The sequence below is a fragment of the Sinorhizobium sp. P24N7 genome (assembly GCF_042436655.1).
GTDB classification, from domain to species: Bacteria; Pseudomonadota; Alphaproteobacteria; order Rhizobiales; family Rhizobiaceae; genus Sinorhizobium; species Sinorhizobium meliloti_A.
In genome coordinates this window covers 1-24,783 of record NZ_JBHMIW010000022.1, presented here as the reverse complement: position 1 = coordinate 24,783, position 24,783 = coordinate 1, and the positions used below count along the sequence as shown (strand labels likewise).

Below are 24,783 nucleotides of genomic sequence, written 5' to 3'. Positions count from 1 at the left end.
CGAAACAACCGGAACCCGACGCATGACCGAAACGCTTGTAAGATCCTTGAAGGTGGGCCTGATCGGCGCGGGCATCCAGGCATCGCTGACGCCGGCGATGCACATGGCGGAAGGTGCGGCGCAGGGCATTCGCTACGATTATGAGCTGATCGATCTCAACGTGCTGGGGGCGAGCGAGAAGGACCTGCCGCGCCTGCTCGCCGACGCCGAGCGGCGGGGGGTTGCCGGGCTCAATATCACCCATCCCTGCAAGCAGGCGGTCATTCCTTATCTCGACGAGCTCGCCCCCGAGGCGCGGCAACTCGGCGCCGTCAACACGGTGGTCCTCAGAAGCGGACGGCGTTACGGCCACAATACGGACTGGTGGGGTTTTGCCGAAGGCTTCCGGCGCGGCCTGCCGGATGCCGACCTCTCCTGCGCTGTGCAGCTCGGCGCCGGCGGAGCGGGGGTCGCCACGGCCTATGCCGCGCTCTCGCTCGGCTTGCAGCGGCTGGTCGTCTTCGACCGCGAGGCCGGCCGCGCGCAGGCGCTCGCCCGGATGCTCTCCCCTCTCTTTCCGAAAGCCGAGGTGGCAGCCGGCACCGACCTCCCCTCGGAAATGGGAAATGCCGCCGGCCTCATCCACGCGACGCCGACCGGCATGGCGAAATATCCCGGATTGCCGCTCGACGCGGAGCTTCTTTCGCGAAGCCATTGGGTCGCCGAGATCGTCTATTTTCCGCTGGAAACGGCGCTTCTCGGGGAGGCCCGGCGGCGTGGCTGCAAAACGCTCGACGGCGGCGGCATGGCGGTGTTCCAGGCGGTCGGCGCGTTTCGGCTGTTCACCGGGCTCGAACCCGACGCGGCGCGGATGCTCGGCCACTTCAGGGCGATGACCGCCTGAAGGCGCCCGGTCACGCAGGTTTCATTTGACGACCGGCTTGTGTAGCGTGTCATTCAAGGAGGCGCGGGGCAACGGGCGGTTGTGATGGGGCTTACATTCTGGTTATCGGCGGCGGCGTTCGCCGTCAAGTTCAGCATAGACGAACATTTTCTGAGCCTCCTCCGCAGGGGAGACCAGAAGGCGATGAGTGAGCTGATCGCACGGCACCACGGTGCTTTGGTCAGGCTGGCGGACAGCATCGTCAGGAACCGGGCCGTCGCGGAGGAAGTCGCCCAGGAAACCTGGCTCGCCGTCATCGCCAACCTGGGGTCCTTCGAAGGCAGATCGGCCCTTTCCACCTGGATCATTTCCATCCTCCTGAACAAGGCGAAGAACCACGCGAAGCGCGAGAGCCGCTATGCCGCATTGGGAAAGGGGGAAGACCCGGGGCGGGATCCGGAGCAGACGCTGCGCAGCCGATTCGACGAAAGCGGCCATTGGAGCGAGGCGCCGGTCTCCTTCGATGGTCTCACGCCGGAGCGGATCGTCGCCGGGCGCCATCTCTGGGAGCATGTGCGGCAGATGATCGATCGCTTGCCGCCTGCTCAGAAGGCGGTCCTGGTGATGCGCGACGTCGAAGGGGCAGACGCTGCGGAAACCTGCCGCCTCCTGGACCTTACTCCCGAAAACCAGCGGACCCTTTTGCATCGGGCACGTACGCGCATCCGCGACGAGATCGAGACGCAATTGACCGGCGACCGGACAGCGCTCACGAAAGCGTGACCCCCTGTCCTGTAACGTCCGGCCAGTTCGCCGGTCTCACGGGAAGGACCCGATCAGGTTCTTCATCGTGAGACGAGCAATATGCTGAAGTGCAGGGAAATACCGGATCTTGCCAGCGACTTCGTCAGCCGGGACGGCTCGAAGCGAACCAACCTGCTGGTCGCCCTGCATCTCCTGCAGTGCCGAAATTGCCGCACTTATGTGCGGGGCATGAAGATCGCCACGAGGCTTGCCGCAGCCAGCCTGGACGACGACGTTCCAGGCGATCTCTATGCGAAGCTCGGCCTGACTGCACCTGATCGCGAAGGTCCTGCACAGGAGCCGAAGCGATGAGACTGGATGCCTTCAATCTTTCCACCAGCACGACGAGCGAAGAGGCGCAGACCGCATTCGAGCAAGCCGTCTACGGCCTGGCTGCCCACCGTCCGACGACGGGTGCAGCGCTAGATGCGGCACTGCAGGCGGATCCCGGGCACGTGGCGGCGCTCGCGCTCAAGGGATTTGCAAGCCTGATCCTTGCCCGATCGGAACTCGTCGCCCCGGCCGGGCAGGCGCTGATCGCCGCAAGGCGCGCGATGACCAGCCGTGACGGCGGCACGCGTGACGAGCGAATTCTCGTCGAGTCTCTGGACAGAGCGGTCAGCGGCTCCTTCTCCGAAGCGGCGAGACTGCTCGATGACGGGTTTTTCGAGCGGGCGACAACGTTTCTACCGTTCAAGATCTCCCATGCGCTGCGGTTCATGCTGGGGGATGCTGCCGGCATGCTGTCGGCCAGTTCCCGGGTCATGGAACAGTGGAGCACGGACACGCCGGCTGCCGGATTCATGCTCGGCTGCCACGCTTTCGCGCTCGAAGAGCTCGGCTTCTACGATGCGGCCGAGGAGGTCGGCCGGCAAGCGGTCGGACTGGAGCCCGATGATGCCTGGGGTCGCCACGCCGTGTCGCACGTCTACGAGATGCGCGGAGAGGCGGCGAAGGGGATAAACTGGCTGGAACACGGCCGGGCGTCCTGGACCCGGTGCAACAATTTCTCCTTCCACATGGCCTGGCATCTGGCGCTTCTGCATCTGGAGCAAGGCGACCATGATCAGGTCCTGAGAATCTACGACGACGAGGTTCGCCCGCGGCAGACCGACGATTTCCGCGACATGGCCAATGCCGTTTCGCTTCTTTGGCGCCTCGGCCAGACGGGTGTCGATGTCGGATCGCGCTGGTCGGACCTGGCGGAGACGGCGCTGAGCCGGCGCCGCGACACGACTCTCGTCTTTGCCGCCCTGCACACGCTCGCGGCCCTGGTCGCCCTCGGCGAAACCGACAGCGTGCGAGAGATGGTCGAGGAACTCGCCTTGAAGGCCGGAGGCACCGGCGAGCAGGCGCGCGTCGCGGCCGATGTCGGGCTGCCCCTTGCCCGCATCATCGCGGGGCTGTCGACGGGCAGGGATCGCCGCTCGCTCGACGCGATCCTCGCCGACCTGCCCAAGATCGGCGGCAGCAATGCGCAACGCGACTTCTTCGTCCTCGCCCTTGCCAAGGCCGCCGGTGCCAACGGCGACAGGGCCGCATTCTCGCGCATCTGCAGCGTGCGCCGCCACCTCAAAGTCGAGGACCGGCTGCTGGGCTCCATCGAGACCCATGCCTCCCTGTGAAACGAGAAGCCGTGACACAGGACGCCTGTTCACCCCACCAGTATCGGAGATACCGACATGCACACGATGACTGCCCGGCGGGAGGCGCTTTTCCCGACAGTTTCCGCAAGATTGCTCGCCACCATCGTTCTCGCCGGCCTTGCCGCCGATCTCGCCTGGGAGTTCTGGGCCCGCGTCATCACGCCGATGCTGGTCGGCGGCCCGCTCGAGCCGGCGGCTCTCGTCCAGAGCGTCTTCGGCTTCCAGAACCGTTTCCTGGCGGAAGCCATCCATGCGGTCGTCGGCGTCGTCTTCTATCCGATCGGCTATCTCTTCATCGCGCGTCCGCTTCAGCGGCTCATTCTGCCCGGACTGCCCCTGATCCTGACCGCGCTCGGCTTCGGGACCGGCCTCTGGATATTCGCGCTCTACGTGATGGCGCACCTCATCGCCGGACTTCCCGCCTTCCTCGGCTTCATACCGCTGACCTGGGTGTCGCTCGCCGGCCACCTCCTCTTCGGCGTCGTCGTTGCCTTTGTGGTCGACTGGCGCGAGAGCGGGAAATGACCATCAGCAGCGCCCATCGTTCAGAATCCGAGTCGCGTCAGGCCCCTGTCGAGATATTCCGGCCTCACCTGATGTCCCCCGTCGTAGAGGCAGAGCGTCACCTCACCGCGTACGCAGCCGACGGTCACGGTGCAGGAAAGGTCGGCGACTTCGATAGTCTCGACATCTCCCTCGCACCGGGCGGCCTCACGCGCGAAAGCGACGCTTTTGAACGTATCTCCCTGATGGAACCTGCTCCCGATCGCTTTTCCGGCGAGAGGGAAGGTTCCATCCTGCCGGCCATGGAAGTGGATGATCGGCGGCAGGTCCGGTACGCAGTCCTCAGGTTTCGGAAGCGGGTTCCAGAAGACGCCGGAAAAGGTGACGGCACCTGCGAGCCGGTCGCCGGAACGGCAGAGGCTGTACCAGGCCATGGAGGCACCTTGCGAGAAGCCACCGACCAGCGTGTTGGAACGGTCGAAATCGAAACGCTTGTCGAGGTCGTCGAGAACCCGGCGCACGAAGGCTGCTTCATTGCGATAGTGCCCCGGCGCATTCGGATGCGACCAGGTTCCCTGCACCCCGTCCACCGCGACGAAGGCCAGGCCGTGCCGGCGCGCGGTGTCGACCAGCGCCCGATGCCGCATCTGCAGTTCCGCGGAGCTGCGATAGCCGTGGAAGAAGACATAGGCGCCCTTGGGCTTGCCCCCCTCGGGCATTTCGATCCGGTAAGAACCGCCTTCGACGGGGCATGGGACGGAGCCTCCGCAGGCGACGGCGCCGGTTCCCGTCGTAAGAAGGCAGATTGCGGCCAGAACGGCCGGGGGAGCGATGCGCATGCGTTGATCTCCGTCGGCGGGACAGCCGTAGACATAGCGCCTTTTCCGCGAGCCAACAATTTCACGTCCGCTCACGTCGTCGCGAAAGGTATTCGACCCCATGAATGAAAGCCGCGAAAGACCTGTTCCGAGAGTAGCCGACACCATTGCCGCAACCCTGCACGCGCATGGCGCCCGGCATGCTTTCGGCATGCCGGGCGGCGAGGTGGTGACGCTTGTCGATGCGCTCGAAAGGGCCGGCATTCGCTTTCAACTGGCGCGCCACGAGACGGCCGCAGCCTCGATGGCTGCCGGCGCCAGCATTTCGAGCGGCGCGCTCGGCATCCTGGTCACCACGGTCGGACCGGGCCTTGCGAATGCAGTCAACGGCATTGCGGACGCCTTGCAGGAACGCGTTCCGCTGGTCGTACTTTCGGGTGTCGTCGATCGCTCGACGCGGGCGCGCTACACACATCAGGTGATAGACCACGCCGCTCTCCTCCGACCGATCGTCAAGGCGAGATTAGAAGTCGAGCCGGAGAGCGCCGCTTCCACGGTTGCGCGGGCACTCGCCATCGCAAGGGCGGAACCGATGGGACCGGTGCATCTCGACCTCTCGCCGGCGGTAGCGGCAATGGACGATCCAGCCCCTCGCATCGTCGGGCCGCCGACCGTCCGTCGCCCCTCGGTCGGCGCCGACGACGGGGCTGTCGCAAGCCTTGGCAGATGCCTGGATGCGGCCCGCAGACCGATCATCCTCGCCGGCTTCGAAGCCGCCCGCGAGGGAGCCGGAGAGGCCATCCGCCTTCTGGCGGAGAAGATCGAGGCCCCCGTGGTCACAACCTACAAGGGCAAGGGCCTGATCGATGAAACGCACCCGCTTTCGCTCGGTGCGGCCGGGCTCTCGCCCGCGGCGGACCGGGTCCTGCTCGCCCTTTTCAACGAGGCCGACCTCGTCCTGATGGTCGGCTACGATCCGATCGAAATGCGTCTCGGCTGGCTCGATGCAGCTGATTCCGCCCGCATCGTCGAGCTGACGGCAGCGGCCCCCGACCATGCCATGCATCACTGCGGCTCCCGTTTTGTTGCGGATACGGCAGCAACGGTGCAAGTGCTCGCGGAGACGGTTGCCGGCCATCCGTCATGGCCTGAACAGGAACCCGCAAGGGCCGCGAACGAACTGAAGCGAATCTTTCGCGCTCCCCACGCATGGGGGCCGCATGCGATCATCGAAACGCTGAACGAAGTGGCCGGATCAGACGCCCTCGTGACGGTGGACAGCGGCGCCCACCGCATACTCCTTTCCCAGAAATGGGTCTGCCGGCGCCCGCTCTCGCTCCTGCAGTCGGCGGGGTTCTGCACCATGGCCGCCGCGCTGCCGCTGGCGATCGGCGCGAAGGTGGCCGATCCGTCGCAACGCGTCATAGCGGTCATGGGGGACGGCGGCCTGGAGATGGGGCTCGGCGAGTTGGCAACGCTCCGGGATCTGGCGCTTCCCTTGACGGTCGTCGTCTTCCAGGACTGCAGCCTTGCCCTGATAGCCCTGAAGCAGCGGGCAAGCGGGCTCGCGCCCGCCGGCGTCGCGCTCGGCCAGACCGATTTTGCGAGGATTGCCGAGGGGTTCGGCGGTTACGGCGTCAATGTCGACGATGCCCCTGCCCTGCAGCGCGAACTCAGGGCGGCCGAAAGCCGCTCGACCTTCACTCTCATCAGTTGCCGGTTTGATGCGGATGCTTACCAAGACGCCTTCTGAACTGACGCTGCCGGCTTCAGGCATTGCGGGCAAGCGCGCCCGCGATCCGCGGCTCGATGTCTTCCGTGGCATCGGCATGCTGATCATCCTTCTTGCGCATGTGCCGAACGATCCCTGGGCGCTCTGGATACCGGCGCGCTTCGGCTTTTCCGACGCGACCGAGATGTTCGTCTTCCTCTCGGGCATGGCCTCGGCGATCGCCTTCGGCAGATTGTTCGACCGGCAAGGTTTCGGGCTCCTGACCGCGCGCGTGGTTCACCGGTGCTGGCAGATCTATTGGGCGCATATCGCCGTCTTCCTGACGGTTGCAACCATCATGGCGGCGGCGGGGCACAAGCCTGACGGCACCTCCTATATCCAGAGCCTCAACCTCGTCCGCTTCTTCGAAGATCCCGGACCACTGCTCATCGGCCTGATGACGCTCACCTATGTGCCGAACTACTTCGACATCCTGCCGATGTACATGGTGATCCTGGCGCTGATGCCGGTCATGCTCATCGCCGAGCGCGTCGCCGCCTGGCTGCCCTTCTTCCTGATGGCGGCGTTGTGGCTGTCGGCTCAGTTCGGCCTCGCTCATCTCCAGGCCGAGCCCTGGAGCGACCGTCCCTGGTTCTTCGACCCGTTCGGCTGGCAGCTCATTTTCTTCCTCGGCTTTTTCCTCATGCGCGGGACGGTGAAGCTGCCGGTCGGGAGCCGCAAGCTGTTGATCACTTCGCTCGCCTTTGTCGTCGTCACCGTTCCCTTCGCCTGGCATGTGATCCTTTCGGCTTCGCCCTTCTTCCGGGAGGTAGCGCAGGCGATCGGCCCGCTCACGAGCAAGACCGATTTCGGTATCCTGCGGCTGGTCCATTTTCTGGCCCTTGCGCAGATCGCCATGCTGGTCGTCGGCGAAAAAGGCGCGCGGCTTCATCATCCGGCGGTCCGGCCGCTGACAGCGATCCTGATCAGGGTCGGCCAGCAATCCCTTCCGGTCTTCATGACGGGCATGGTGGTCGCCCAACTCATCGGCATCGCTCTTGACCATTCCGGGCGCGGCGCCTTGGCGGTCGCGACTGCCAATCTCGCCGGTTTCGCAATTCTGGTGGCGACAACCTACGTGGCGGCCTGGTTCAAGCGGGCGCCGTGGACGGCGTGAAGGAGTTTTATGGTGGAACAGAGCAAAAAAGGCGCACTCGCCGGTATTCGGGTCCTCGATCTCTCGCGGATTCTCGCCGGGCCTACGGCGACGCAGTTGCTGGGCGATCTCGGCGCCGAGGTCATCAAGGTGGAGAGGCCGGTTTTCGGCGACGATACCCGGCGCTGGGGGCCTCCCTTCGTGCCCGGCGCGGAGGGAGCGGATAGCGACCTCAGCGCCTATTTCCTTTCCGCCAACCGCAACAAGAAATCGATTGCCATCGACATTACCGACAAGGCCCAGGTCGAACTCGTGAAAAAGCTCGTGGCGATCTCGGACGTCGTGATCGAGAACTACAAGCCGGGAGACCTCGCCCGCCGCGGCATCGGCTACGAGGATATGGCGCGCATCAAACCCGACCTCGTCTGGTGCTCCATATCCGGTTTCGGCCAGACCGGCCCCTATCGGGACAGGACCGGATACGACTTCCTGATCCAGGCAATGGGCGGGATGATGAGCATTACCGGGCACCCGGACGAAGAGGGAGGGCAGCCCACGAAGGTCGGCGTGGGCATCGCCGACGTCATGTGCGGAATGTACGCCACGATCGGAATTCTGGCGGCGCTCCGGCATAAGGAGACGACGGGAGAGGGGCAATATATCGATCTTTCCCTCTACGACACCCAGGTCGCCTGGCTCATCAACGCCGCCACCAACCATCTCGTATCGGGCAAGCGACCCGAGCGGATCGGAAATGCCCACCCGAACATCGCCCCCTATCAGACATTTCCCACGGCCGATCGTGACCTCGCGGTGGCCGTCGGCAACGACGAGCAGTTCAAGCGCTTCTGCCGCGCCATCGGCCTGCCCGAACTGGGCTGCGACGCCCGCTTCCGCGCCAACTGCGACCGTGTCGAAAACCGGAACGACCTGGCGAAGATCATAACTGAAGCGCTCCGGGCGGATGGTGCGGACGTCTGGGTCGAGCGCCTTCTGAAGGCGGGCGTTCCTGCCGGGCAGGTCGCCGGTGTCGACGAAGTGCTCGCCGACCCGCAGACATTGGCACGGGACATGGTCATCACCATGGAGCAGGAGGACGGGCGGCCGGTGCGTCTCCTCGGCAATCCGCTGAAGCTTTCCGCGACCCCGGTTGCCTACCAGCACCCTCCGCCGCATCTCGACCAGCATCGCGCCGAAATCATCGGACTGGTCGAAGGCAGCGACGTGGCCCACCGCGATGGGGGCGTGATCCGCGAAGGGAGGCCGTGCCCGCATCCCCGCGATATCGGTCCGGATCGGCGAACGGGCTCCTGAAAGCCCTCCTCCAGCCTATTGATCCTTGACCGCGGGCCAGTTCTGGTCCGCCTTGGAGATATAGCCCGCCTTGTCCTGACGCCAGGTGTCCTGAATTGCCGCGTCGTAGTTCAGGTAGAGTTTCCCACCGACGACCGTGAATGCATGTGGCTCGGTGGGCGCCTTATAGCCGCGCGCGGTGCCGTAGGCGCAGTAGCCGCCGTATTGCGGCAGGTACTTCTCCGGTTCCGCTATGAAGAGCGTGCGGTTGCCCGCCGTCGCGAAATGGAAAGTCGCACCCTTGTAGGCAGCGTTGATTTCGGGCGAGCCCTTGGTGGGCCCGCCGGATGAGAAATAGCTGACCGGATCGTAGCCCGAGATGGCCACGCCGTTCAGCTCGAAGATTTCCCCGGCCGCTGCGGGAGCAGCGGCAAGGGTGAGCGACAGGCAGGCGGCGGCAACGGCGCGCGTGCAGTGGGAATTTGTCATGCGTATCCTCCTGAAATTCCGAGGATGAGACCAACGAAAGCCGCTTGCCGTTTCGCCGCCGCCGATCACGATCTTGTGTTCCTCCAAAGCGTAACGTTTCCCCGCCATGGCCTGTCGAATCCACCGAACGGCGCTTCGGGGCATCCCCGTCCCGAGCCGTCGCTCGGCAGCGGCCGCTTCGTGGGTAGCGGCTCATGAGAGGAGTTCAAAGATGAGAGCTTTCACACGCATGGCAGCGTTTGCCGGTACCGCATTCGTCGCCCTGACCGCGGCGACCGCATTCGCGGGCGAACTGAAACCCTTCGAAACCACAGCTTTCGAGGCGGCGCAGCAGGCGGGTAACCCGATCGTCGTCGATATCTGGGCGAGCTGGTGCCCGACCTGCGCCGCCCAGGAACCAATCGTCGAAAAGCTCGCCGCATCGCCCGATTTCTCGGCAGTAACGGTCTTCAAGGTGGATTTCGACAAGCAGAAGGACGTCGTGCAGGCGCTCGGTGCACAGCGCCAGTCGACGCTGATCGCCTTCAAGGGAGCTTCCGAGACGGCCCGCTCGGTCGGCGATACCGACCCGGCCTCGATCGAGGCATTGTTCAGATCGGCGTTGACGAACTGAACGATGATTTCAACGCTGATTTTCGCGACGATCGCGGGCGTGCTTTCCATCCTGTCGCCCTGCGTTCTGCCACTGGTGCCTATCGTGCTCGCGACCGCCATCGGCAAGCACCGCTATGGCCATCTTGCACTTGCGGCAGGGCTGGCCGGCTCCTTCGTGGCGATCGGGATGTTCGTCGCCTTGCTCGGCTTCGGTATCGGGCTCGACCTCGACTTTTTCCGCTCGTTCGGCGCATTGCTGATGATCGGCCTCGGCGTCGTCCTCATCCGTCCCTCGATGCAGGTTCGGTTCGCTACGGCAGCGGGACCGATCGGCAATTGGACGGAGCGCCGCTTCGGTGGTCAACAGGGCGATGGCTGGAGAGGCCAATTCGTCGTCGGCCTTTTGCTCGGCACCGTCTGGAGCCCCTGCGTCGGTCCGACCCTCGGCGCCGCGTCACTGATGGCAGCGCGGGGCGAGAACCTCACTCAGGTCTTCCTGACCATGGCCGCCTTCGGTCTTGGGGCCGCCGCGCCGCTATTGCTCCTCGGCCAGCTGTCGCGTGAGGTCCTCAACCGCTGGCGGGACCGGATGCTGGGCTTTGGCAAGGTCGCAAAAGCCGTATTCGGCGCCGTGTTGCTGGTGATCGGGATCGCCATCCTGACAGGCGTGGACAAGCAGCTGGAGGCCGCGCTGGTCGAGGCTTCCCCGGCCTGGCTCACGAGCCTGACCACGCGTTTCTGACAGGGGCCTCCACGGTTTCTCCGGTGCAGGCATCGGGGTGGCGGGCTAAGGCCTGTTGAGATCTGGCCACCCCAGCGGCTTGTTTGATTTCCTCATTCCTGTGCTTGTCACAGGAACGAGGAAAGGTTGCAGGCCCCCGAAAAGTTTCCTACAGCGCCGCGCGTTTTACGAGACGCAACAGGCCTTAGAACGGGCCTGGAATGATCGTGATCTACGCAGCGGCCATGAGTGCTGCAAGCTCGCGAAAAAGCCGCTCGTCTTCCGACTGGGCGACATTGAAGCGCAAAAAGCCGCTGGCCGTCTGCGTATGACTGAAGACATTGCCCGGTGCGAGCACGATGCCTCTGGCGAGCGCTTGCCTCGCGAGCTTGGCGGCATCGATGCCATCGGGCAGCCGGCACCAGAGGAACATGCCCGCCTGCGGCTCGATCCAGGGCGTGATGCCGATCCGGGCGAGTCTTCGGGCAGTCTCGGCCATCGCCCCTGCCAGGCGCTGACGCACCGTCTCCATGTGCTTGCGATAGCTGCCGTCTTTCAGGAGCGTCAGCACCAGTTCGGAGGAGAAGCCGGCGGCGCCGAAGCACGTGGCGATCTTGAGGTCGGTCAACGCCTCCACCCATCCGCGAGGCGCCACGATGAAGCCGCAGCGCACCGCCGCCGAAAGCGTTTTCGAGAAGCTGCCTATGTGCACCACCCTTTCGAGCCCGTCGAAAGCCGCAAGGCGCGGCGCCGGCGTCTCTTCGAAATCGGCGAAGATATCGTCCTCGATGATCGTCAGCCCGGCCTGCTCCGCAAGCTTGAGCAGACGATGGCCGACGAGCGGCGACAGCATTGCGCCGGTCGGGTTGTGAATGGCGGAATTGGTGATGTAGAGCCGCGGCTTGTGTTCTGCGAGCGCTTCGGCGAAGCGGCCGATGTCCGGCCCGCCGGGCGTATAGGGAACACCGACGATTTTTGCCTGATGCGCCCTGAGGAGTGCGTGGAAATTGAAATAACACGGATCGTCGACGAGCACCGCATCCCCCGGCTTCAGCAGGAAACGGCAAAGCAGATCGATCGCCTGCGTGCCGGATTCGGTGAGCAATATCTGATCGGGCGATGCCTCTATGCCGTGCTGCGCCACGCGCCGTGCCAGAAGCTGACGCAGCGGCAGCAATCCGAGTGGCGAACCATAGTCGACGAGCGTGGCGGCGCCGCCGCGGGCGATGCCCCGCAACGCCCGCCGTAGTCCTTCCTCCGGCATCCAGTGCGGGGGCAGCCAGCCGCAGCCGGGCCTCAGTACCCCCTCCCCCGGCTCAAGGGCCTGGCGCGAGATCCACAGGGGATCGACGGCCCGGTCCACGCGCGGGCCGATCTCGGCAAGCGTGAGCGGCGCGAGCGGCGCCGCTACGAAGAAGCCCGAGCCCGGCCGCGAGCGGATCACACCCTCGGCCTGAAGGCGCTCATAGGCCTCGACCACCGTGGACTTGGAAACTTTCATCGTCAAAGCGAAGGAACGGATGGACGGGAGCCTCGCGCCGGGCGTCAAACTCCGCGCGGCTATCCGGTGCTTCACCGTGCCCATTACCCTGGCGATCAGGCTTTCGCCAGCGGCACTCGTCGCTTTCAGCTGCATCCGTACTTGCCCTTTCTCCATGACAGTTCTTATCAACTGTACCCTACTGTCTCTGGAACGGCCAGCGATCCAGCCCGATACCGGAGAAAAGGGAGCATAGGTATGAACAAGGCAGCAAGTGGCTGGATGAGTGGTTTGATCGGCGTCGTGATCTTCAGCGGCTCGTTGCCGGCGACCCGCGTCGCAGTGATGGACTTCGACCCCATCTTCCTGACCGTGGCACGGGCGACGATCGCTGGAATTCTCGCCTTCTGCCTGCTCTTCGCGTTCCGAGAAAGACGGCCTGCCCGCGGAGACCTCGCATCGCTGGCCGTGATCTCGCTCGGCGTCGTCGTCGGTTTCCCGCTTCTGACGGCGCTTGCGCTGCGTCACGTGACTTCCGCCCATTCCATCGTCTTCATCGGCCTTCTGCCGCTTGCGACGGCGATTTTCGGCGTGCTTCGCGGCGGCGAGCGTCCACGCCCGACCTTCTGGGTGTTCTCCGGCCTCGGCAGCGCGATCGTGGTCGGCTTCGCGGCACGGCAGGGCTTTTCCGCCTCCCCGATCGGGGATCTCCTGATGCTCGCTGCCATCGTCGCGTGCGGGCTCGGTTACGCGGAGGGTGCGAAGCTGTCGCGCAGGCTCGGCGGCTGGCAGGTCATTTCCTGGGCCCTCGTCCTCTCCCTTCCGATCATGACGGCCCTGATGCTCGCCACCATGCCGTCGACTCTTGCGGGCCTGAGCGCCGCTTCCTGGCTCGGCTTCGGATACGTCTCCGTCTTCAGCATGCTCATCGGCTTCATCTTCTGGTATCGCGGTCTGGCGCTGGGAGGGATCGTGGCGGTCGGCCAGTTACAATTGCTGCAGCCCTTCTTCGGTCTTGCGCTGGCTTCGACATTGCTCGGCGAAACCGTCAGCTGGGGCATGCTTGCCGCGACGGTCGCCATCGTCGCCTGCGTCGCCGGCGCCAGAAAATTTGCCTGACCTCCGGCGAGCGTTCCTGGAGTCATCCGGCGTCTGCCCGCCGCGACCGATCGGTGATACTGTTGCGATAACGGCCCGCCGGAACCTTCGCAGCCATCCGCCGTTTCATTCGGACCGGTCGCTCAACGAGCGTCTGCGGAAGACCGCGTGCCTTTCCTCACTCCGCTCCAGAACGGGAGGCTTATGACGATGATGCGGCGGAAGATATCCCGGTTCGTGCTTGCGGGGCTCGTGCTCGTCGGGGGGATACTTCCCTTGGAGACGAGCGCTGCCCCGGCCGACGAGGCCGCCTTTCTCAATTCGCTGGAGGGCCGATGGACCGGCGGCGGCACGGTGCTGCTTCGCATCGACCGAGGACCGATCAATGTCTCGTGCAATTTCAGCTCGGATGCGACCGGTACCGCCCTCGCCATGAGAGGAACCTGCCGCGGTCTGCTCGTGGTGTCACGCTCGATCAGCGCGGATCTGCGATCCGACGGCACCCGCTATACCGGCATCTATGTCGGCCCGAGAGGCGGGCGGTCCGCCTTGTCCGGGAGCCGCCGCGGCAACGCCATCAATCTCGGCGTCACCTGGGCAAGGGAAGTCAACGGCGATCGCAAGGCGACGCTCATCGTGCAGAAACGCGGCGAGAACGGAATGCGCCTCAGTACTGTCGACGTGGATCCGGCGACAGGAAAACGCGTGGTGACGAGCGAGCTCAATCTGCGGCGGAGCTGAAGCGGCCGTTTCCCCTCGCTCTTTCAGAGCACGCCCCAGCCGCGATAGCGCCCCCTGCCCGTCATTTCGCGCACCCCGAGTTCGCGCACAAGATTGAGGGCGCCGCGCGGCGTGACCCCGAGATGGCGCGCGATCAGAGGTGCGGAGACGATCGGCCGCGACAGAACGAGATCGATCAGGCCCGGGAGATTGCTGTTCGATCGGCGGTCTTTGATCCGCATTTCCATCTGCGTCCTGGCGAGCGACAGACGGTCGAGTTCCTTCATGCCGAGTTCGGCCGCCGCGGACATCGCCTCCAGAAAACCGGTGAGACGCGTCAGCCGGTCCTTTGAGCGTCGACGCTCGTGGCGGATCGTCTTCAAGCCCGTATTATAGGCGAGCACGTGCGAACCGACCTTGCCGCGAAATCGAAGATAGGCGCCGACGAGAAGCGAGCCGAGCCAGTGCTGCCGGCGCAACGGCTCGATGCGCTCCCATGCATCGAAAAGAACGGCAGCCCCAAGCGCGGCGGGCAGTTGGTCGGCAACCGGCAGCACGGCGCGCCACGCGTCGAGCCGGGCGGCCTCATCCCAGTCGTCATCGAAAAGCAGGCCGAGTTGGCCCGTCGGCTCCACTCTCGGCGACTGCGTTTCGATTGCGGGCTGTTCCGCCATGGCCGCGCTTCCAGCATGAATGTCCAGCAGCCGCGCGGACCGGGCAATCGCCGCATCGATCTCGGCGAATGCGTCGGAAAGGGAGCTGTCCATCGGACCGTCCGCCATGTCGGGCGCATCCGTTTCGTCCGGATCGTCCCGGAAAGCCGAAGTGTCGGGAGAGTCATGCCTGACTGCCGGACCCGCCTCGCCGCGCAACGCGCTCAGCCCGGGCGGCGACAAGGCCCAGTCGGCATCAGCCAAATCCAATCGCCGCCGCGCCCTCAGAACCGCGTGCGCGATGGTCAGCTCGTGCGACGGAGCGCGCGCGTCCATATGCGAATCGTGTAGAACCAGGTCCTCGACATGGACCAGTTCACCGGCGACCCATAGGGCCGCCGCCGCGTCGAAAAACTGGCCGCGCTCCCGAAAGCCCTCGGCGACGGCATGACGGCCTGCCCGCTCGTCGAGCCTGGCGAGCCCGTCTTCGGCGGCAATCAGGGCCGGCAGCAGCGCCGGATCGAGCGGATCAGGGATCTTATATCTCATTTTGAAAGCAAAGCGTTGGCGGTGAAACGGAAGGTAACACGCGCCTTCGTTCCGGCACAGCTATTCGAAGGTTTTCCACCCCTATTGTGCTCCGCTCACATCTGTTCCCCGCACGCTGTCCACGAGGACGCTTGCGCGCCGGCGGCGTTGATCTTAAGACCGGCCTAAGACCAACCAACTTGATGGAGTTGACAGCTGTCAACTCCGGGCCGGCATGGCGGAGCGCCCTCGATCTCGGGTCGCCCGACGCTCCCGGAACTCCAGAAGGTAACGGCTGTCTGCACAGCGGGAGAGTTCCGGACCGGAGCAAGTCGCCCCTCGGCAAGGCTCAGCTGTGCGGATGCGCCGTTAGACACAAGGAAGGCAAGCGTCTATGGTATCCGATATTCTCGCCGCTTCCGGCGGCGTCAAGCAGGTAATCTGTATAAATTGGGGAACGAAATACGGCGCACCTTTCGTGAACCGCCTCTTCGCGATGGTCGCCCGCAACATCACGCCGCCTTTCACCTTCACCTGTTTTACCGACAATAGGGAAGGCCTTCGGTCGGAAATACTCTGCGAGGACCTTCCGCCGCTCGACGTCGAGATGCCGGTGAATACCAAGGGAATCTGGCCCAAGGCGCGCCTGTGGGGCCCGGAACTCGGCAACCTCAAGGGACCGGTGCTCTTTCTCGACCTCGATCTGGTGGTCGTCGGATCGCTCGACGCGTTTTTCGAGATCGGCGGTCCCAACGATATCGTGATGACCCGCAATCAGACGACGCCGCTTGAGCGTCTCGGGCAGACGTCGCTGTTCCGCTTCCCCGTCGGAAAGCTGGTCCCATTGCAGGAGAAGTTCCGCGCCGACCCGCAACAGGTGGCGGACGAATATGAATTCGAGCAACGCTTCGTGACGCGCAACGCGCCAGGAGGTGCGAAATTCTTCCCGCGGCGTTTCGTTCTGCATTTCCGCCAGGATTGTCGGCGGCCATTCCCCTTGAACTACTTCCTGCCGCCCCAGCTGCCGGCGGATGCACGCGTGGTTATTTTTCCGCGCGGTCTGCTGCCGCAACATGCGATAGACGGGCAGTTCGGATATAAGGGGCGGGTGGCGACGCCGATCGATCATATTCGCGGGCTCTTCTCTCCAGACAGAAGAGAAAGGAGCCCGTTCCGCTACCTCCGGCACTATATTCTCCCGAGCCCATGGGTCGCGGAACACTGGCGCGAGTGACGGCAAAGTTCGCATTGTTGACAGCTGTCAACTGGGGAAACGGCAGCAGGGATCGACACTTGCATATCATCGGTCCCGATGTTCCCAAATTGGTTGGCCGTCCGGACGACGTCGCTCGATTGGAGAATAGGGGAGGTGGTTGGCCGCCGTCGTTGCGGTTACCAAGCTTCGCAATGGGCCGTCCGCGTGACGGAACTTATTGGCGATTTAGCTTCCGCATTGCCGATTTATCGCTTTGTTCGCCAATACCTTACGATAGAAGCAAAATTGTTAAAAAACAGACACCAAGGCGGCAAATCAAACGAATGCGAATCCCCAACTGAGGCGAGTTTCCCCTATCTGGAGCGTCAAGGCAACCGCGAGTGGTCCGCGTCGCAAGCCAGACCCAACCTTACGACAGACAGATCCTACAGCGCTTGAGATCCCTGTCTTATGGGGTCCGCTGAGCGAGAGGCGTCAACCGGCAAGCGGCATGTTTGGCCCTCGCGCGCGCCTCAGTGCAGCAACCATCGGAGCAACAGAGAAAGCCTGGCGCCGCGCTCTCGCGGTAAGAACCCGAAGATACCCGCCCGGCGAACTTATGCAATCGGCTCTCTCCAGGATGCAGGCGATGACGGTGGCAGCATTTTCCTGGCCGAGGACCGTGCATGCATCGTCATAGGCATCCGTGCTCACGTTCAGCATGGTCCTGACGACGATTGCAGCGGTCAGCAGTTCCTTCCAGGTCGTTATCCGGCCCTGTGGTCCGTAATCGGTGATCTGCGGGCAAGCGGATAGGAGGACGGGCAGGGGAATTTCCCGGGCGAGGCGGGAGATCGGCAGAGATGGAGGCGCCGGTCTGACAGGGGTCTGCGCATCGACATCGGTCGAGACCTCCGAGAGCTTCGCCTTCGGCGTTACAGGATCCACGTTGCAGCTTCGGGCGCTTGCCGAAAATTTCCCCGACCCTTTTCCCAAGCCAGGTTCAGATTCAAATTGAGAGTCTGGATGTGAATTCTGTATGTGCTGCCCATTATGGCGATCATTGGCATCCATTTTTTCCGAATTAAGTAGTTTTTCCAATTGATTGGACAGATCGGCGCGAATTTCCGCCATAGCGTCGTGAAGGGCCTCGACGTCGCTGACCGATGCCTTGCGCGAGAGAGGCGCGGACAATTCTTCATATCGCCGCTGCTGCTGCTCCCAGCCGGCTGGCACGCCTGATTCACGAAGGAGCTCGAGCAGCTTGGCGATGTCGCGCCGGCAGAGGCTCAGCCTTTCACGCATCTGACGGTGATACTGTTTGGCTGCGGCAAGTTCGGCAGCGGCGATTTTGAACTCATCGGCCCGGGCTACGAGTGGGGAGAGGTCGAATCCGAAAGCTTCGCCTACCGCACCATTGCGGCTCCTTCGAGCGTAACGCTTACCATTCGGGCTGTCGCGCCGCAGGATCAGACCCGATTCCACGAGGCATGCAAGATGCCGGCGGAGCGTGGTGCCCGCCATTCCGTGGGTTCGGAGCGAGAGCTGCGCATTGGAGGGGAAAACGACGAGGCCATTTTCACCCGAGAGCTCGGCTCCTGGATAGAAGCTTAAAAGGGCGTTCAACACCGCAAGCGAACGATCGGACACGCCGATCACCGTCTTCGCTTCACAGAGAGAACGAAACAATTTCCACTTGTCCACCGACCGGTCCGGTGGGACGTTGCCGGCGGCGATCTGACTTGCGAGCATGCCAAGCGTCATCGCCCGCCGCCCAAAGGGCGTCGTCACACTTCCACGTTCCATTTTCTTCACCTTTTCCAAGGCAAAAGAAATTCGTTCGCCGAAACGACGTCAAAAATGCTTGACACTGATTCGCGGAAATGGGATTCTCTAGTTGCTACACGAGAGAAGGGTTTCCGCAGCGCTAGTCGTTCGGAAGCCTTTTTCTTTTGCTCTGTTTAGTCTCCTGTTTCCCGTTGATATTCGAGGTAGAGCGCTTCAAGCCTCTTCCTCACGAATTCTGCAAAGCCCGGTGCCGCCTTCTTGCTGAAGGCCAGCGTCGTTTCCGCATCCGTTTCACGAATCCGCACGGCGCGGCTCCTGTCCGGAGCAATCCAGGTTTCCGCCTTTGAGGGCTTCCTGGCGAGGCTCAGCAAGGCAAACAGCTTTTCGAAACGCTGATCGCTCTCCAGCGCCTTGAACTCCGGCGCATCGATGAAATCCAATGCCTTCGGACGCCAGTCATCGCGGTCGATGAGATCGGCGAGTTCGATCCACCGCCTCCTGCCGAAACCCGGCGCGGCACCGATGGCTTCGATGATCTCCAACGGCAATCGGCGGACGACGGCGATCATCTTGGAGAGCGCCGCCTTGTCGACTCCGAGGGCCGACATGATCGTGTCCCGCGAGAAGCCGCGATCTTCAAGACGCGATGCGAATAAGGCTCGCTCTATGAAGGAGAGGTCGGTGCGGGCGTTGTTTTCCTGCCCCTGGGAAATGACGAGCTGCTCGTCGTTCAGGTTCCGGATGACCGCCTTGACCTTGGTGCCGATCTCGCGCAATGCCGCAAGCCGCCTGTGGCCGTAGGCGACCTGATATCGGCCGTTTTCCGCCGGATGCGGCCGTACGAGGATCGGAACCTGTTGTCCGTGGTCCCGGATCTGCTGAACCAGCATGGCCTGAACCTCGGGGGCGACACCCAGCCTATCGATGATGAAAGAGGAATCGATCAGCTCCGGGTCCAGTTCGACGATCGCGTGCCCCTCGGCAAGCTGGCGCTCCAATTCCTCCGCCCGTTCGACCTTCTGGGTGATGTTCGAAAGGGATCTGGTGATGCCGCCGACGAGGCCATTGGAGCGCTGGGCGGGCGCAAGGCCCGCGATCGGACGACCGACGGCCGGACGCTCCCCGTCTTCGGAGGTGAGGGGGCTGTCGGAAATGCCGATCAGGTTCTTGCGGGCCATCGGTTACTTCCTCCCCCAGACCCTGCGGATCATCTCTTCGATCTCTGCATTGACGAGGGAGAGCGAATCCATTGCCCGATCGTAGGTACCGCGTATGAATTGCGAGCGCTCCACCTCATAGAGCGTCTGCTTGGTCACGCCGGCGTCGGAAATCGCGGTCGATTTCACCATCGCGTTCTGCAGCATGCGGTTACCGAAGATCGCGCGCATGAAACCGGTCATCTGACTCTGCGGTCCGTCGTTCGGCTCGAAACGCGTGACCAGATAGCGCATCCAGTCATAGCTGGTGCGCCCGCCGGCGTTCTCGACAACGGCCATGAGCTCGCTCGTCATCGACAGGAACTGGGACATGGACATGACGTCGAGCATCTGCGGGTGCACGGTGATGAGCACGGAGGTCGCCGCGCAAAGCGCCGACATGGTCAGGAAGCCGAGCTGCGGCGGGCAGTCGATGACGACGATGTCGTAGAAGCTCTCGATCTCGGAAAGCACCTCGCCGATCCGCGCGAAGAACATGGTCTCGGTGGAGCCCGCGATCATCGCTTTCGGAGTCTCGTGCTCGAATTCCATGAGTTCGAGATTGCCCGGAATGAGGTGAAGATTGGCGGTATAGGTCGACCGAACCACCTCCGCGATCGGCCTGGGGGCCTCGTAGCGTATGGCGCCGTAGAGCGTTTCCCCTTCGCCGACGTCCAGTTCCGGCTGATGGCCGAAGAGGGCGGAGAGGGAGGCCTGTGGATCGAGATCGATCGCCAGCACCCGATAGCCGCGCAAGGCGAGATACTGCGCGAGGTGAGCGGATGTCGTCGTCTTGCCTGAACCGCCTTTGAAATTCATGACGGAGATGACTTGCAGCTTTTCGCCTGGTCGGCGATGCGGAATATATTTGCCGGTCTTGCTGCCTTCGTCGAGAACCCGGCGGATACGGTCGATGTCCTCCATCGCATACATGCGGCGGCCGTTTGACAGCGGCTGCGGGCCATGGCCTTCTGAGGCGATCTGGCGCAGATAGCCTTCGCCGATTCCGATGAAGGCCGCTGCCTCTGCCGGACTGAAGAGCCGCATCGTCTTTTGCGCCGACGGAGAAAAGATCTTCTTCTGATGCTCCTGCAACTGGTGTGCGAGTTCCTGAGCGTCGGCAGACAAGAGCGACGGCAAATGCTCCTGCTCCTCAAGACTCTGGATTCTCTGTTGCAACATTCCTATTCTCCAAAAACTGCGCAAAATTCCCCAATGGGAGCTGATCTGCGCAGTTATACTATGCGCCGATTCGTTGCCATTTTACAAACGCTTAACAAAAAGCTCGGTTGTGCTGCCGGAGCGCTGCAGTTTTGTCATCCGGCAGTTCATTGGTTGTCCGCGGACAACTCGCAAGCAGTCCAGCCGGACCGATCCGGCCGACATTGGCGTTGGCGAAGCGTCGCGCATCCGAGCGGTCGCGCAAATCTCCTCCTGACGGTGCAACCGCCACGGGGCCGCTATAGATCATAATTTTAGTAGACTATCGACAGCGGACCGGATTGTGACAGGATCGAGCGCGGCAGGTCGGATAAGAGAAGGATAAGGCATGTTCTATCTCGGCGGAATGACCCTCGGCTACCTCGTTCCACCTCGGCGCACCGGCGTGGCCCGCAAACCCGCGGCCAGCAAGGAGCCGGCGAACGACCGTCCCGACCGGGAGAACGCGCTGTGTGACGGCGAAGTGGATCGGGAGTGGGCTCGAGCCTTCCTGGCGCCGTGGCACCTCTTCTATTGAAACGCCTCTGTCGCAAGTCCTTCTCTTGAAGCGACGATGTGTCGGGAAACATGCGGGAGGGCTGTCGTCTTGGCGCGAAATGGGTAAGGTACGGGGTCGTTTACGAGCGAGGGTCCCGCCATTTCCAGCAATCGTGCCTACACCGAAGAAAAACGTCAGGAACAGCCTCAGTCACTGCATCAGAAAATTCTGAGCGAGGTCGAGGGCCACATTCTTTCCGGCGACTGGCCGCCGGGGTACCGCATTCCTTTCGAGCACGAACTCACGGAGCAATACGGCTGTTCGCGAATGACCGTGAACAAGGCCCTGAGCGAACTCGTGAAGCGGGGACTGATCGAGCGGCGGCGCAAGTCCGGAAGCTATGTCAGCTTTCCGCAGGTCCAATCCGCGGTGATGGAGATTCACGACGTCAAGCGAGAGGTGCAGTCCCTCGGGCTCGACTACGCCTACCGTCTCGGCGAGCGAGCGGTGCGCAAGATGCGTGCCGGCGATGAGGGGCGCATCGATCTGCCTCTCTCGTCCCGGCTTCTCGATGTCACCTGCCGCCATTTTGCCGGCGGCCGGGTTTTCTGCCTCGAGGAGCGGTTGATCAATCTTTCGGCGGTGCCGGAAGCCGAGACCGAGACCTTCGAGACCGCTGCCCCGGGCTCGTGGCTGCTCGGTAAGGTGCCCTGGAGCACCGCGGAACATCGCATCAGGGCCGTCGCGGCGAGCCGCCCGACGGCCCAGGCGCTCGAAGTGGCGGTCGGCGCGGCCTGTCTCGTCATCGAGCGACGGACCTGGAGCGGCGGCGTACCGGTCACCAGCGTGCTGCTCACCTATCCCGGAGATCGCCACGAGCTCATTGCGGAGTTCGCGCCGAGCGCGCCCGCATAGACCGCGTCAATTCCTGCTAACGCGCAATTTTTGCAAGAAAAAGCACCAATCTCTGGCGCTTTGGCTCGTCGAAGGGCATCCTGTCTGCAGTGTCATCCTGGCAGAGGGAGGAACGCCGATGCGCTGCTTTACTGTACTCGGTCCTTCGCAGATCGGAAAATCCACGCTCGTGGAGAGGGTGGGCTCGCTGGGAGGCGAGCCGAAAAAATCAGTTACGCCATATGGACTGGGCCTCACCGAATTCGAATTTGGCGGCGAGGCCTGGTGCGCGCTCGACGTTCCCGGCAATAACGAGGCCCTGGCGCATGCGCAGCATGCGCTGCTCGCGAGCGACGCATGTGTTCTCTGTGTTTCGCCGATACTGGACGAGGCGGTTCTCGCCGCCCCTTACTTGCGCATGATCGAGGCGTCCGGCACGCCTTGCATCCTCTTCATCAACCGCATGGACGAGCCGCGAGGGCGCATAAGGGACATCGTCGCCGCCCTGCAGGATTTCTGCAGCCGTCCGCTCATCCTGCGGCAGATTCCCATCCGCGACGGCGACAGGATCATCGGCAGCTGCGATCTGATTTCGGAGCGGGCCTGGCGCTATCGCGAGGGACAGCCGTCCTCTCTCTTTGAGATCCCCGAAAGCGCGGTGGAGCGCGAACACGAGGCACGCGCGGAGCTTCTCGAGCACCTTTCGGAATTCGACGATTGGCTGCTGGAAGAGCTCATCGAGGACCGCGAGCCGGCCAGCGACGCGATCTATTCGATCTCGACACGGGTTCTGAACGAAAACAAGATCATTCCGGTGCTCCTCGGCTCCGCCGGCCACGGCAACGGCCTGATGCGGCTGATGAAGGCGCTCCGCCACGAGGCGCCGCGCGCTGAGGCGCTGAGAAAGCGCCTTGCCGCGGGTGCCGGCGTCGACGAGGCGACGCTCCTTGCAGTCAGTTTCCATGCCCATTATCGCCAGAGCGTCGGCAAGACGGTTCTTGCCCGCGCTCTCCAGAACGGAGTGAAGCAGGGGGCGACGCTCGGCGGCGGAAGTCTCGGCGCTCTGCAGGATCCCGCAAGCGGCCGGCCCATCGGTTCGGGCGTGACCGAGGCGGGCCAGCTCTTCGGAGCGGTCAAATCCGACCACCTGCCGGTCCCGTCGCTGTTGACGGCCGGTGCCGCCCTCGCTCCGCCCGACTGGACGACCCCCCCGAACCCCATGCTCGAGCGGATACTGGTGCCGGCGAGCGAACGCGACGAGACCAAGCTCTCCGAGACCCTTGCGAAACTCGCCGAGACAGATCGCGGCCTGAAGGTGATGCAGGAGGAGGGGACAGGGGCGCAGCTCGTTTGCGCCCAAGGCCCGGTGCATCTGCGCGAAGTCTGCAGGACGTTGTCGGACGTCTTCCATGTCGAGGTGAGCGACCGGCCCCCGAGCCCGATCTACCGGGAGACCGTTTCGAAGTCCTCGGACGTCCATTACCGTCATCGCAAGCAGACCGGCGGGGCCGGGCAATTCGCGGATGTGAAGCTCAGCGTCCATCCGAACGGACGAGGCGACGGATTTTCCTTTGCCGAGACGGTCAAGGGCGGTGCCGTGCCGCGCAATTACATCCCTGCGGTCGAGGCGGGCGCACGCGAGGCGATGGAGAAGGGACCCCTTGGCTTCAAGGTCATCGATGTCGGCGTGCTGCTCACCGACGGCCAACACCATTCGGTCGACAGCTCGGAATATGCGTTCCGCACGGCCGGCAAGCTTGGCGTGCGGCAGGCGCTGTCGCAGGCCGCCTCCGTACTGATGCAACCGGTCTTTCGCGTCGAAATCCATGTCCCGTCGGTCTATTCGGGCAGTCTCGTGCCGATCGTTGCCTCGTTGAAGGGCCAGGTGCTGGGCTTCGATCGGGACGAAGCGGCGAAAGGCTGGGATATCTTCCGCGCCCTTCTACCCGGCAGCGCGCTCGACGACCTGGCGCGCTCGCTCAGATCCGCCACCCAGGGCATCGGCTATTTTTCCAAGAGTTTCGATCATTTCGAGGAACTCTACGGCAAGGAAGCCCAGGCGATCGTCACCGCTCACGGAGCGCCGGCCAACGAGCATTGACCGACAGCACGAAGCGCGCCGTATCGATACGGCGCTTGTTGGGTCATCCCCGGCCTGGAGCGTTCAGCGTTTCCTTAAAACACCGAACGCTCCAACTTTTTGAAACTACGCACTGCCGACGGAAAACCGCTACGCACTTTTCCTGGATCTCGGGCGCACGGGCAGCGGCAATGCCGCCCGTCGCGACCCGATGACCGCAGTTGCGCCGAGCACCATGCCTGCCGTCAGCAACAGGGCTTGCGCAGCGACGACAGGCGCCTCGGTTTGCGTCGGCGCCAGCGGCTGCAGCACCGGAACCTTGAGGAAGCTCTGCACGATAAGAACGAAGAGGTTGAGATAGAGCGCGAATGTCGCGCTCACCACATAGGCCGGCCGCGCCCAGCCGCGGAGCGTGAAGGCATAAAGCGCGGCAAAGGCGATGACGAGGGTGAGGACGGAAATCGCCCCGACCACCAGTGCGGGCGTGATCCCGCTGAAGGGAAAGAGGAAGCCGGTGATGCTGGTGGCCGCGGTGGTGACGAGGAAAACTGCGTGCCGATGGCCGAGCCAGCGGCCGGCGGCGAGCGCGTGCAGGGCGACGAGGCCGCTCGCAATGCCAATCAGACTGACCGCGACATGCAAGGCAAGAAGGGTCTCGATGGAAAATCCGGGGATCATAGCGCATCTCCTGGAGGCAGGGGGACGAAGCCGGGGGAGGGCGACGGCAGGTTCAGACCGGGTAGATTGTCGACAGATTAGACCGGGATGATTGTCGACAGGTTAGATTGGCATCTGAGGGGGACCTTTTGATGCCGTTTAACGAGACTTGTCGGATGGAAGAGCGGGTTCGGATG

Annotated in this window: 24 protein-coding genes; 16 read left to right on the top strand and 8 right to left on the bottom strand. The window is 63.5% G+C overall.

The window, feature by feature from the left end:
- The first annotated feature begins 22 nt into the window (after positions 1–22).
- The 5 genes from ACFHWW_RS29660 (at position 23) to ACFHWW_RS29640 (ending at position 3,837) form a co-directional block, all read left to right on the top strand.
- The gene (locus ACFHWW_RS29660) at positions 23–883 is read left to right on the top strand and encodes a shikimate dehydrogenase (RefSeq protein WP_275599561.1); all 861 of its coding nucleotides are present in this window, start codon (positions 23–25) and stop codon (positions 881–883) included.
- 183 nt (positions 884–1,066) lie between these two features.
- Complete coding sequence (locus tag ACFHWW_RS29655) at positions 1,067–1,645, top strand: RNA polymerase sigma factor (RefSeq protein WP_160167969.1); 579 nt, start codon at positions 1,067–1,069, stop codon at positions 1,643–1,645.
- Positions 1,646–1,726: 81 nt separating this feature from the next.
- Positions 1,727–1,978 (top strand): hypothetical protein, encoded by a 252-nt coding sequence (locus tag ACFHWW_RS29650; protein WP_324764424.1) that lies wholly within the window; start codon positions 1,727–1,729, stop codon positions 1,976–1,978.
- Entirely contained in the window at positions 1,975–3,291 is a 1,317-nt protein-coding gene (locus ACFHWW_RS29645) for a tetratricopeptide repeat protein (RefSeq protein ID WP_379942789.1), read from the top strand. The genes ACFHWW_RS29650 and ACFHWW_RS29645 overlap by 4 nt, the downstream gene beginning before the upstream one ends.
- 66 nt (positions 3,292–3,357) lie before the next feature.
- Positions 3,358–3,837: a hypothetical protein gene (locus ACFHWW_RS29640; RefSeq protein ID WP_379942899.1), complete on the top strand. Its 480-nt coding sequence runs from the start codon at positions 3,358–3,360 to the stop codon at positions 3,835–3,837.
- A gap of 20 nt (positions 3,838–3,857) precedes the next feature.
- On the opposite strand, the gene ACFHWW_RS29635 is transcribed toward ACFHWW_RS29640, so the two are convergent.
- Complete coding sequence (locus tag ACFHWW_RS29635) at positions 3,858–4,655, bottom strand: alpha/beta hydrolase family esterase (RefSeq protein ID WP_379942787.1); 798 nt, start codon at positions 4,653–4,655, stop codon at positions 3,858–3,860.
- 100 nt (positions 4,656–4,755) lie between these two features.
- On the opposite strand from ACFHWW_RS29635, the gene ACFHWW_RS29630 reads away from it, so the two are divergent.
- Genes ACFHWW_RS29630 through ACFHWW_RS29620 form a run of 3 tightly spaced genes read left to right on the top strand, consistent with a single transcriptional unit; the run spans position 4,756 to position 8,815 of the window.
- Positions 4,756–6,387: a thiamine pyrophosphate-binding protein gene (locus ACFHWW_RS29630; RefSeq protein WP_379942785.1), complete on the top strand. Its 1,632-nt coding sequence runs from the start codon at positions 4,756–4,758 to the stop codon at positions 6,385–6,387.
- On the top strand, positions 6,365–7,522 hold the full coding sequence (locus tag ACFHWW_RS29625) for an OpgC family protein (RefSeq protein WP_379942783.1): 1,158 nt from the start codon (positions 6,365–6,367) through the stop codon (positions 7,520–7,522). The genes ACFHWW_RS29630 and ACFHWW_RS29625 overlap by 23 nt, the downstream gene beginning before the upstream one ends.
- A 9-nt stretch (positions 7,523–7,531) precedes the next feature.
- A complete protein-coding gene (locus ACFHWW_RS29620; protein WP_379942781.1) occupies positions 7,532–8,815 on the top strand; it encodes a CaiB/BaiF CoA transferase family protein in 1,284 nt (427 codons plus the stop codon).
- 15 nt (positions 8,816–8,830) lie between these two features.
- On the opposite strand, the gene ACFHWW_RS29615 is transcribed toward ACFHWW_RS29620, so the two are convergent.
- The gene (locus tag ACFHWW_RS29615) at positions 8,831–9,283 is read right to left on the bottom strand and encodes a YHS domain-containing (seleno)protein (RefSeq protein WP_379942779.1); all 453 of its coding nucleotides are present in this window, start codon (positions 9,281–9,283) and stop codon (positions 8,831–8,833) included.
- Positions 9,284–9,494: 211 nt separating this feature from the next.
- Between ACFHWW_RS29615 and ACFHWW_RS29610 the strand changes: the two genes are divergently transcribed.
- Positions 9,495–9,896, top strand: a complete 402-nt coding sequence (locus ACFHWW_RS29610; protein WP_379942777.1) for a thioredoxin family protein — start codon at positions 9,495–9,497, stop codon at positions 9,894–9,896.
- A gap of 3 nt (positions 9,897–9,899) precedes the next feature.
- Complete coding sequence (locus ACFHWW_RS29605; protein ID WP_379942775.1) at positions 9,900–10,619, top strand: cytochrome c biogenesis CcdA family protein; 720 nt, start codon at positions 9,900–9,902, stop codon at positions 10,617–10,619.
- 211 nt (positions 10,620–10,830) lie between these two features.
- On the opposite strand, the gene ACFHWW_RS29600 is transcribed toward ACFHWW_RS29605, so the two are convergent.
- On the bottom strand, positions 10,831–12,255 hold the full coding sequence (locus tag ACFHWW_RS29600; protein WP_379942773.1) for a PLP-dependent aminotransferase family protein: 1,425 nt from the start codon (positions 12,253–12,255) through the stop codon (positions 10,831–10,833).
- A gap of 81 nt (positions 12,256–12,336) precedes the next feature.
- Between ACFHWW_RS29600 and ACFHWW_RS29595 the strand changes: the two genes are divergently transcribed.
- Both ACFHWW_RS29595 and ACFHWW_RS29590 read left to right on the top strand, forming a co-directional pair.
- Positions 12,337–13,197 (top strand): DMT family transporter, encoded by an 861-nt coding sequence (locus ACFHWW_RS29595; protein WP_379942771.1) that lies wholly within the window; start codon positions 12,337–12,339, stop codon positions 13,195–13,197.
- Positions 13,198–13,386: 189 nt separating this feature from the next.
- The gene (locus tag ACFHWW_RS29590) at positions 13,387–13,917 is read left to right on the top strand and encodes a hypothetical protein (RefSeq protein ID WP_379942897.1); all 531 of its coding nucleotides are present in this window, start codon (positions 13,387–13,389) and stop codon (positions 13,915–13,917) included.
- 23 nt (positions 13,918–13,940) lie between these two features.
- Here the strand turns inward: ACFHWW_RS29590 and ACFHWW_RS29585 are convergent, their stop codons facing one another.
- A complete protein-coding gene (locus ACFHWW_RS29585; RefSeq protein WP_379942769.1) occupies positions 13,941–15,098 on the bottom strand; it encodes an RHE_PE00001 family protein in 1,158 nt (385 codons plus the stop codon).
- Between the two features lie 373 nt (positions 15,099–15,471).
- Between ACFHWW_RS29585 and ACFHWW_RS29580 the strand changes: the two genes are divergently transcribed.
- Complete coding sequence (locus tag ACFHWW_RS29580; RefSeq protein WP_379942767.1) at positions 15,472–16,311, top strand: glycosyl transferase; 840 nt, start codon at positions 15,472–15,474, stop codon at positions 16,309–16,311.
- 456 nt (positions 16,312–16,767) lie between these two features.
- Here the strand turns inward: ACFHWW_RS29580 and repC are convergent, their stop codons facing one another.
- The 3 genes from repC to repA all read right to left on the bottom strand — a co-directional run bounded on the left by repC (position 16,768) and on the right by repA (position 20,435).
- Positions 16,768–18,078 (bottom strand): plasmid replication protein RepC, encoded by a 1,311-nt coding sequence (repC, locus tag ACFHWW_RS29575; RefSeq protein WP_379942765.1) that lies wholly within the window; start codon positions 18,076–18,078, stop codon positions 16,768–16,770.
- Positions 18,079–18,233: 155 nt separating this feature from the next.
- Complete coding sequence (gene repB, locus ACFHWW_RS29570) at positions 18,234–19,238, bottom strand: plasmid partitioning protein RepB (protein ID WP_379942763.1); 1,005 nt, start codon at positions 19,236–19,238, stop codon at positions 18,234–18,236.
- A 3-nt stretch (positions 19,239–19,241) separates the two neighbouring features.
- Positions 19,242–20,435, bottom strand: a complete 1,194-nt coding sequence (gene repA / locus ACFHWW_RS29565) for a plasmid partitioning protein RepA (protein ID WP_379942895.1) — start codon at positions 20,433–20,435, stop codon at positions 19,242–19,244.
- Positions 20,436–20,805: 370 nt separating this feature from the next.
- Between repA and ACFHWW_RS29560 the strand changes: the two genes are divergently transcribed.
- The 3 genes from ACFHWW_RS29560 (at position 20,806) to ACFHWW_RS29550 (ending at position 23,950) form a co-directional block, all read left to right on the top strand.
- Positions 20,806–20,994 (top strand): hypothetical protein, encoded by a 189-nt coding sequence (locus ACFHWW_RS29560; RefSeq protein ID WP_324764410.1) that lies wholly within the window; start codon positions 20,806–20,808, stop codon positions 20,992–20,994.
- 189 nt (positions 20,995–21,183) lie between these two features.
- Positions 21,184–21,870 carry a histidine utilization repressor gene (hutC, locus tag ACFHWW_RS29555; protein WP_234835674.1) on the top strand — a complete coding sequence of 229 codons (687 nt, stop codon included), beginning with the start codon at positions 21,184–21,186 and terminating at the stop codon, positions 21,868–21,870.
- A 118-nt stretch (positions 21,871–21,988) separates the two neighbouring features.
- Positions 21,989–23,950 carry an elongation factor G gene (locus ACFHWW_RS29550; protein WP_379942761.1) on the top strand — a complete coding sequence of 654 codons (1,962 nt, stop codon included), beginning with the start codon at positions 21,989–21,991 and terminating at the stop codon, positions 23,948–23,950.
- Positions 23,951–24,079: 129 nt separating this feature from the next.
- Here the strand turns inward: ACFHWW_RS29550 and ACFHWW_RS29545 are convergent, their stop codons facing one another.
- Entirely contained in the window at positions 24,080–24,607 is a 528-nt protein-coding gene (locus ACFHWW_RS29545; RefSeq protein ID WP_379942759.1) for a hypothetical protein, read from the bottom strand.
- Positions 24,608–24,783: the final 176 nt, after the last annotated feature.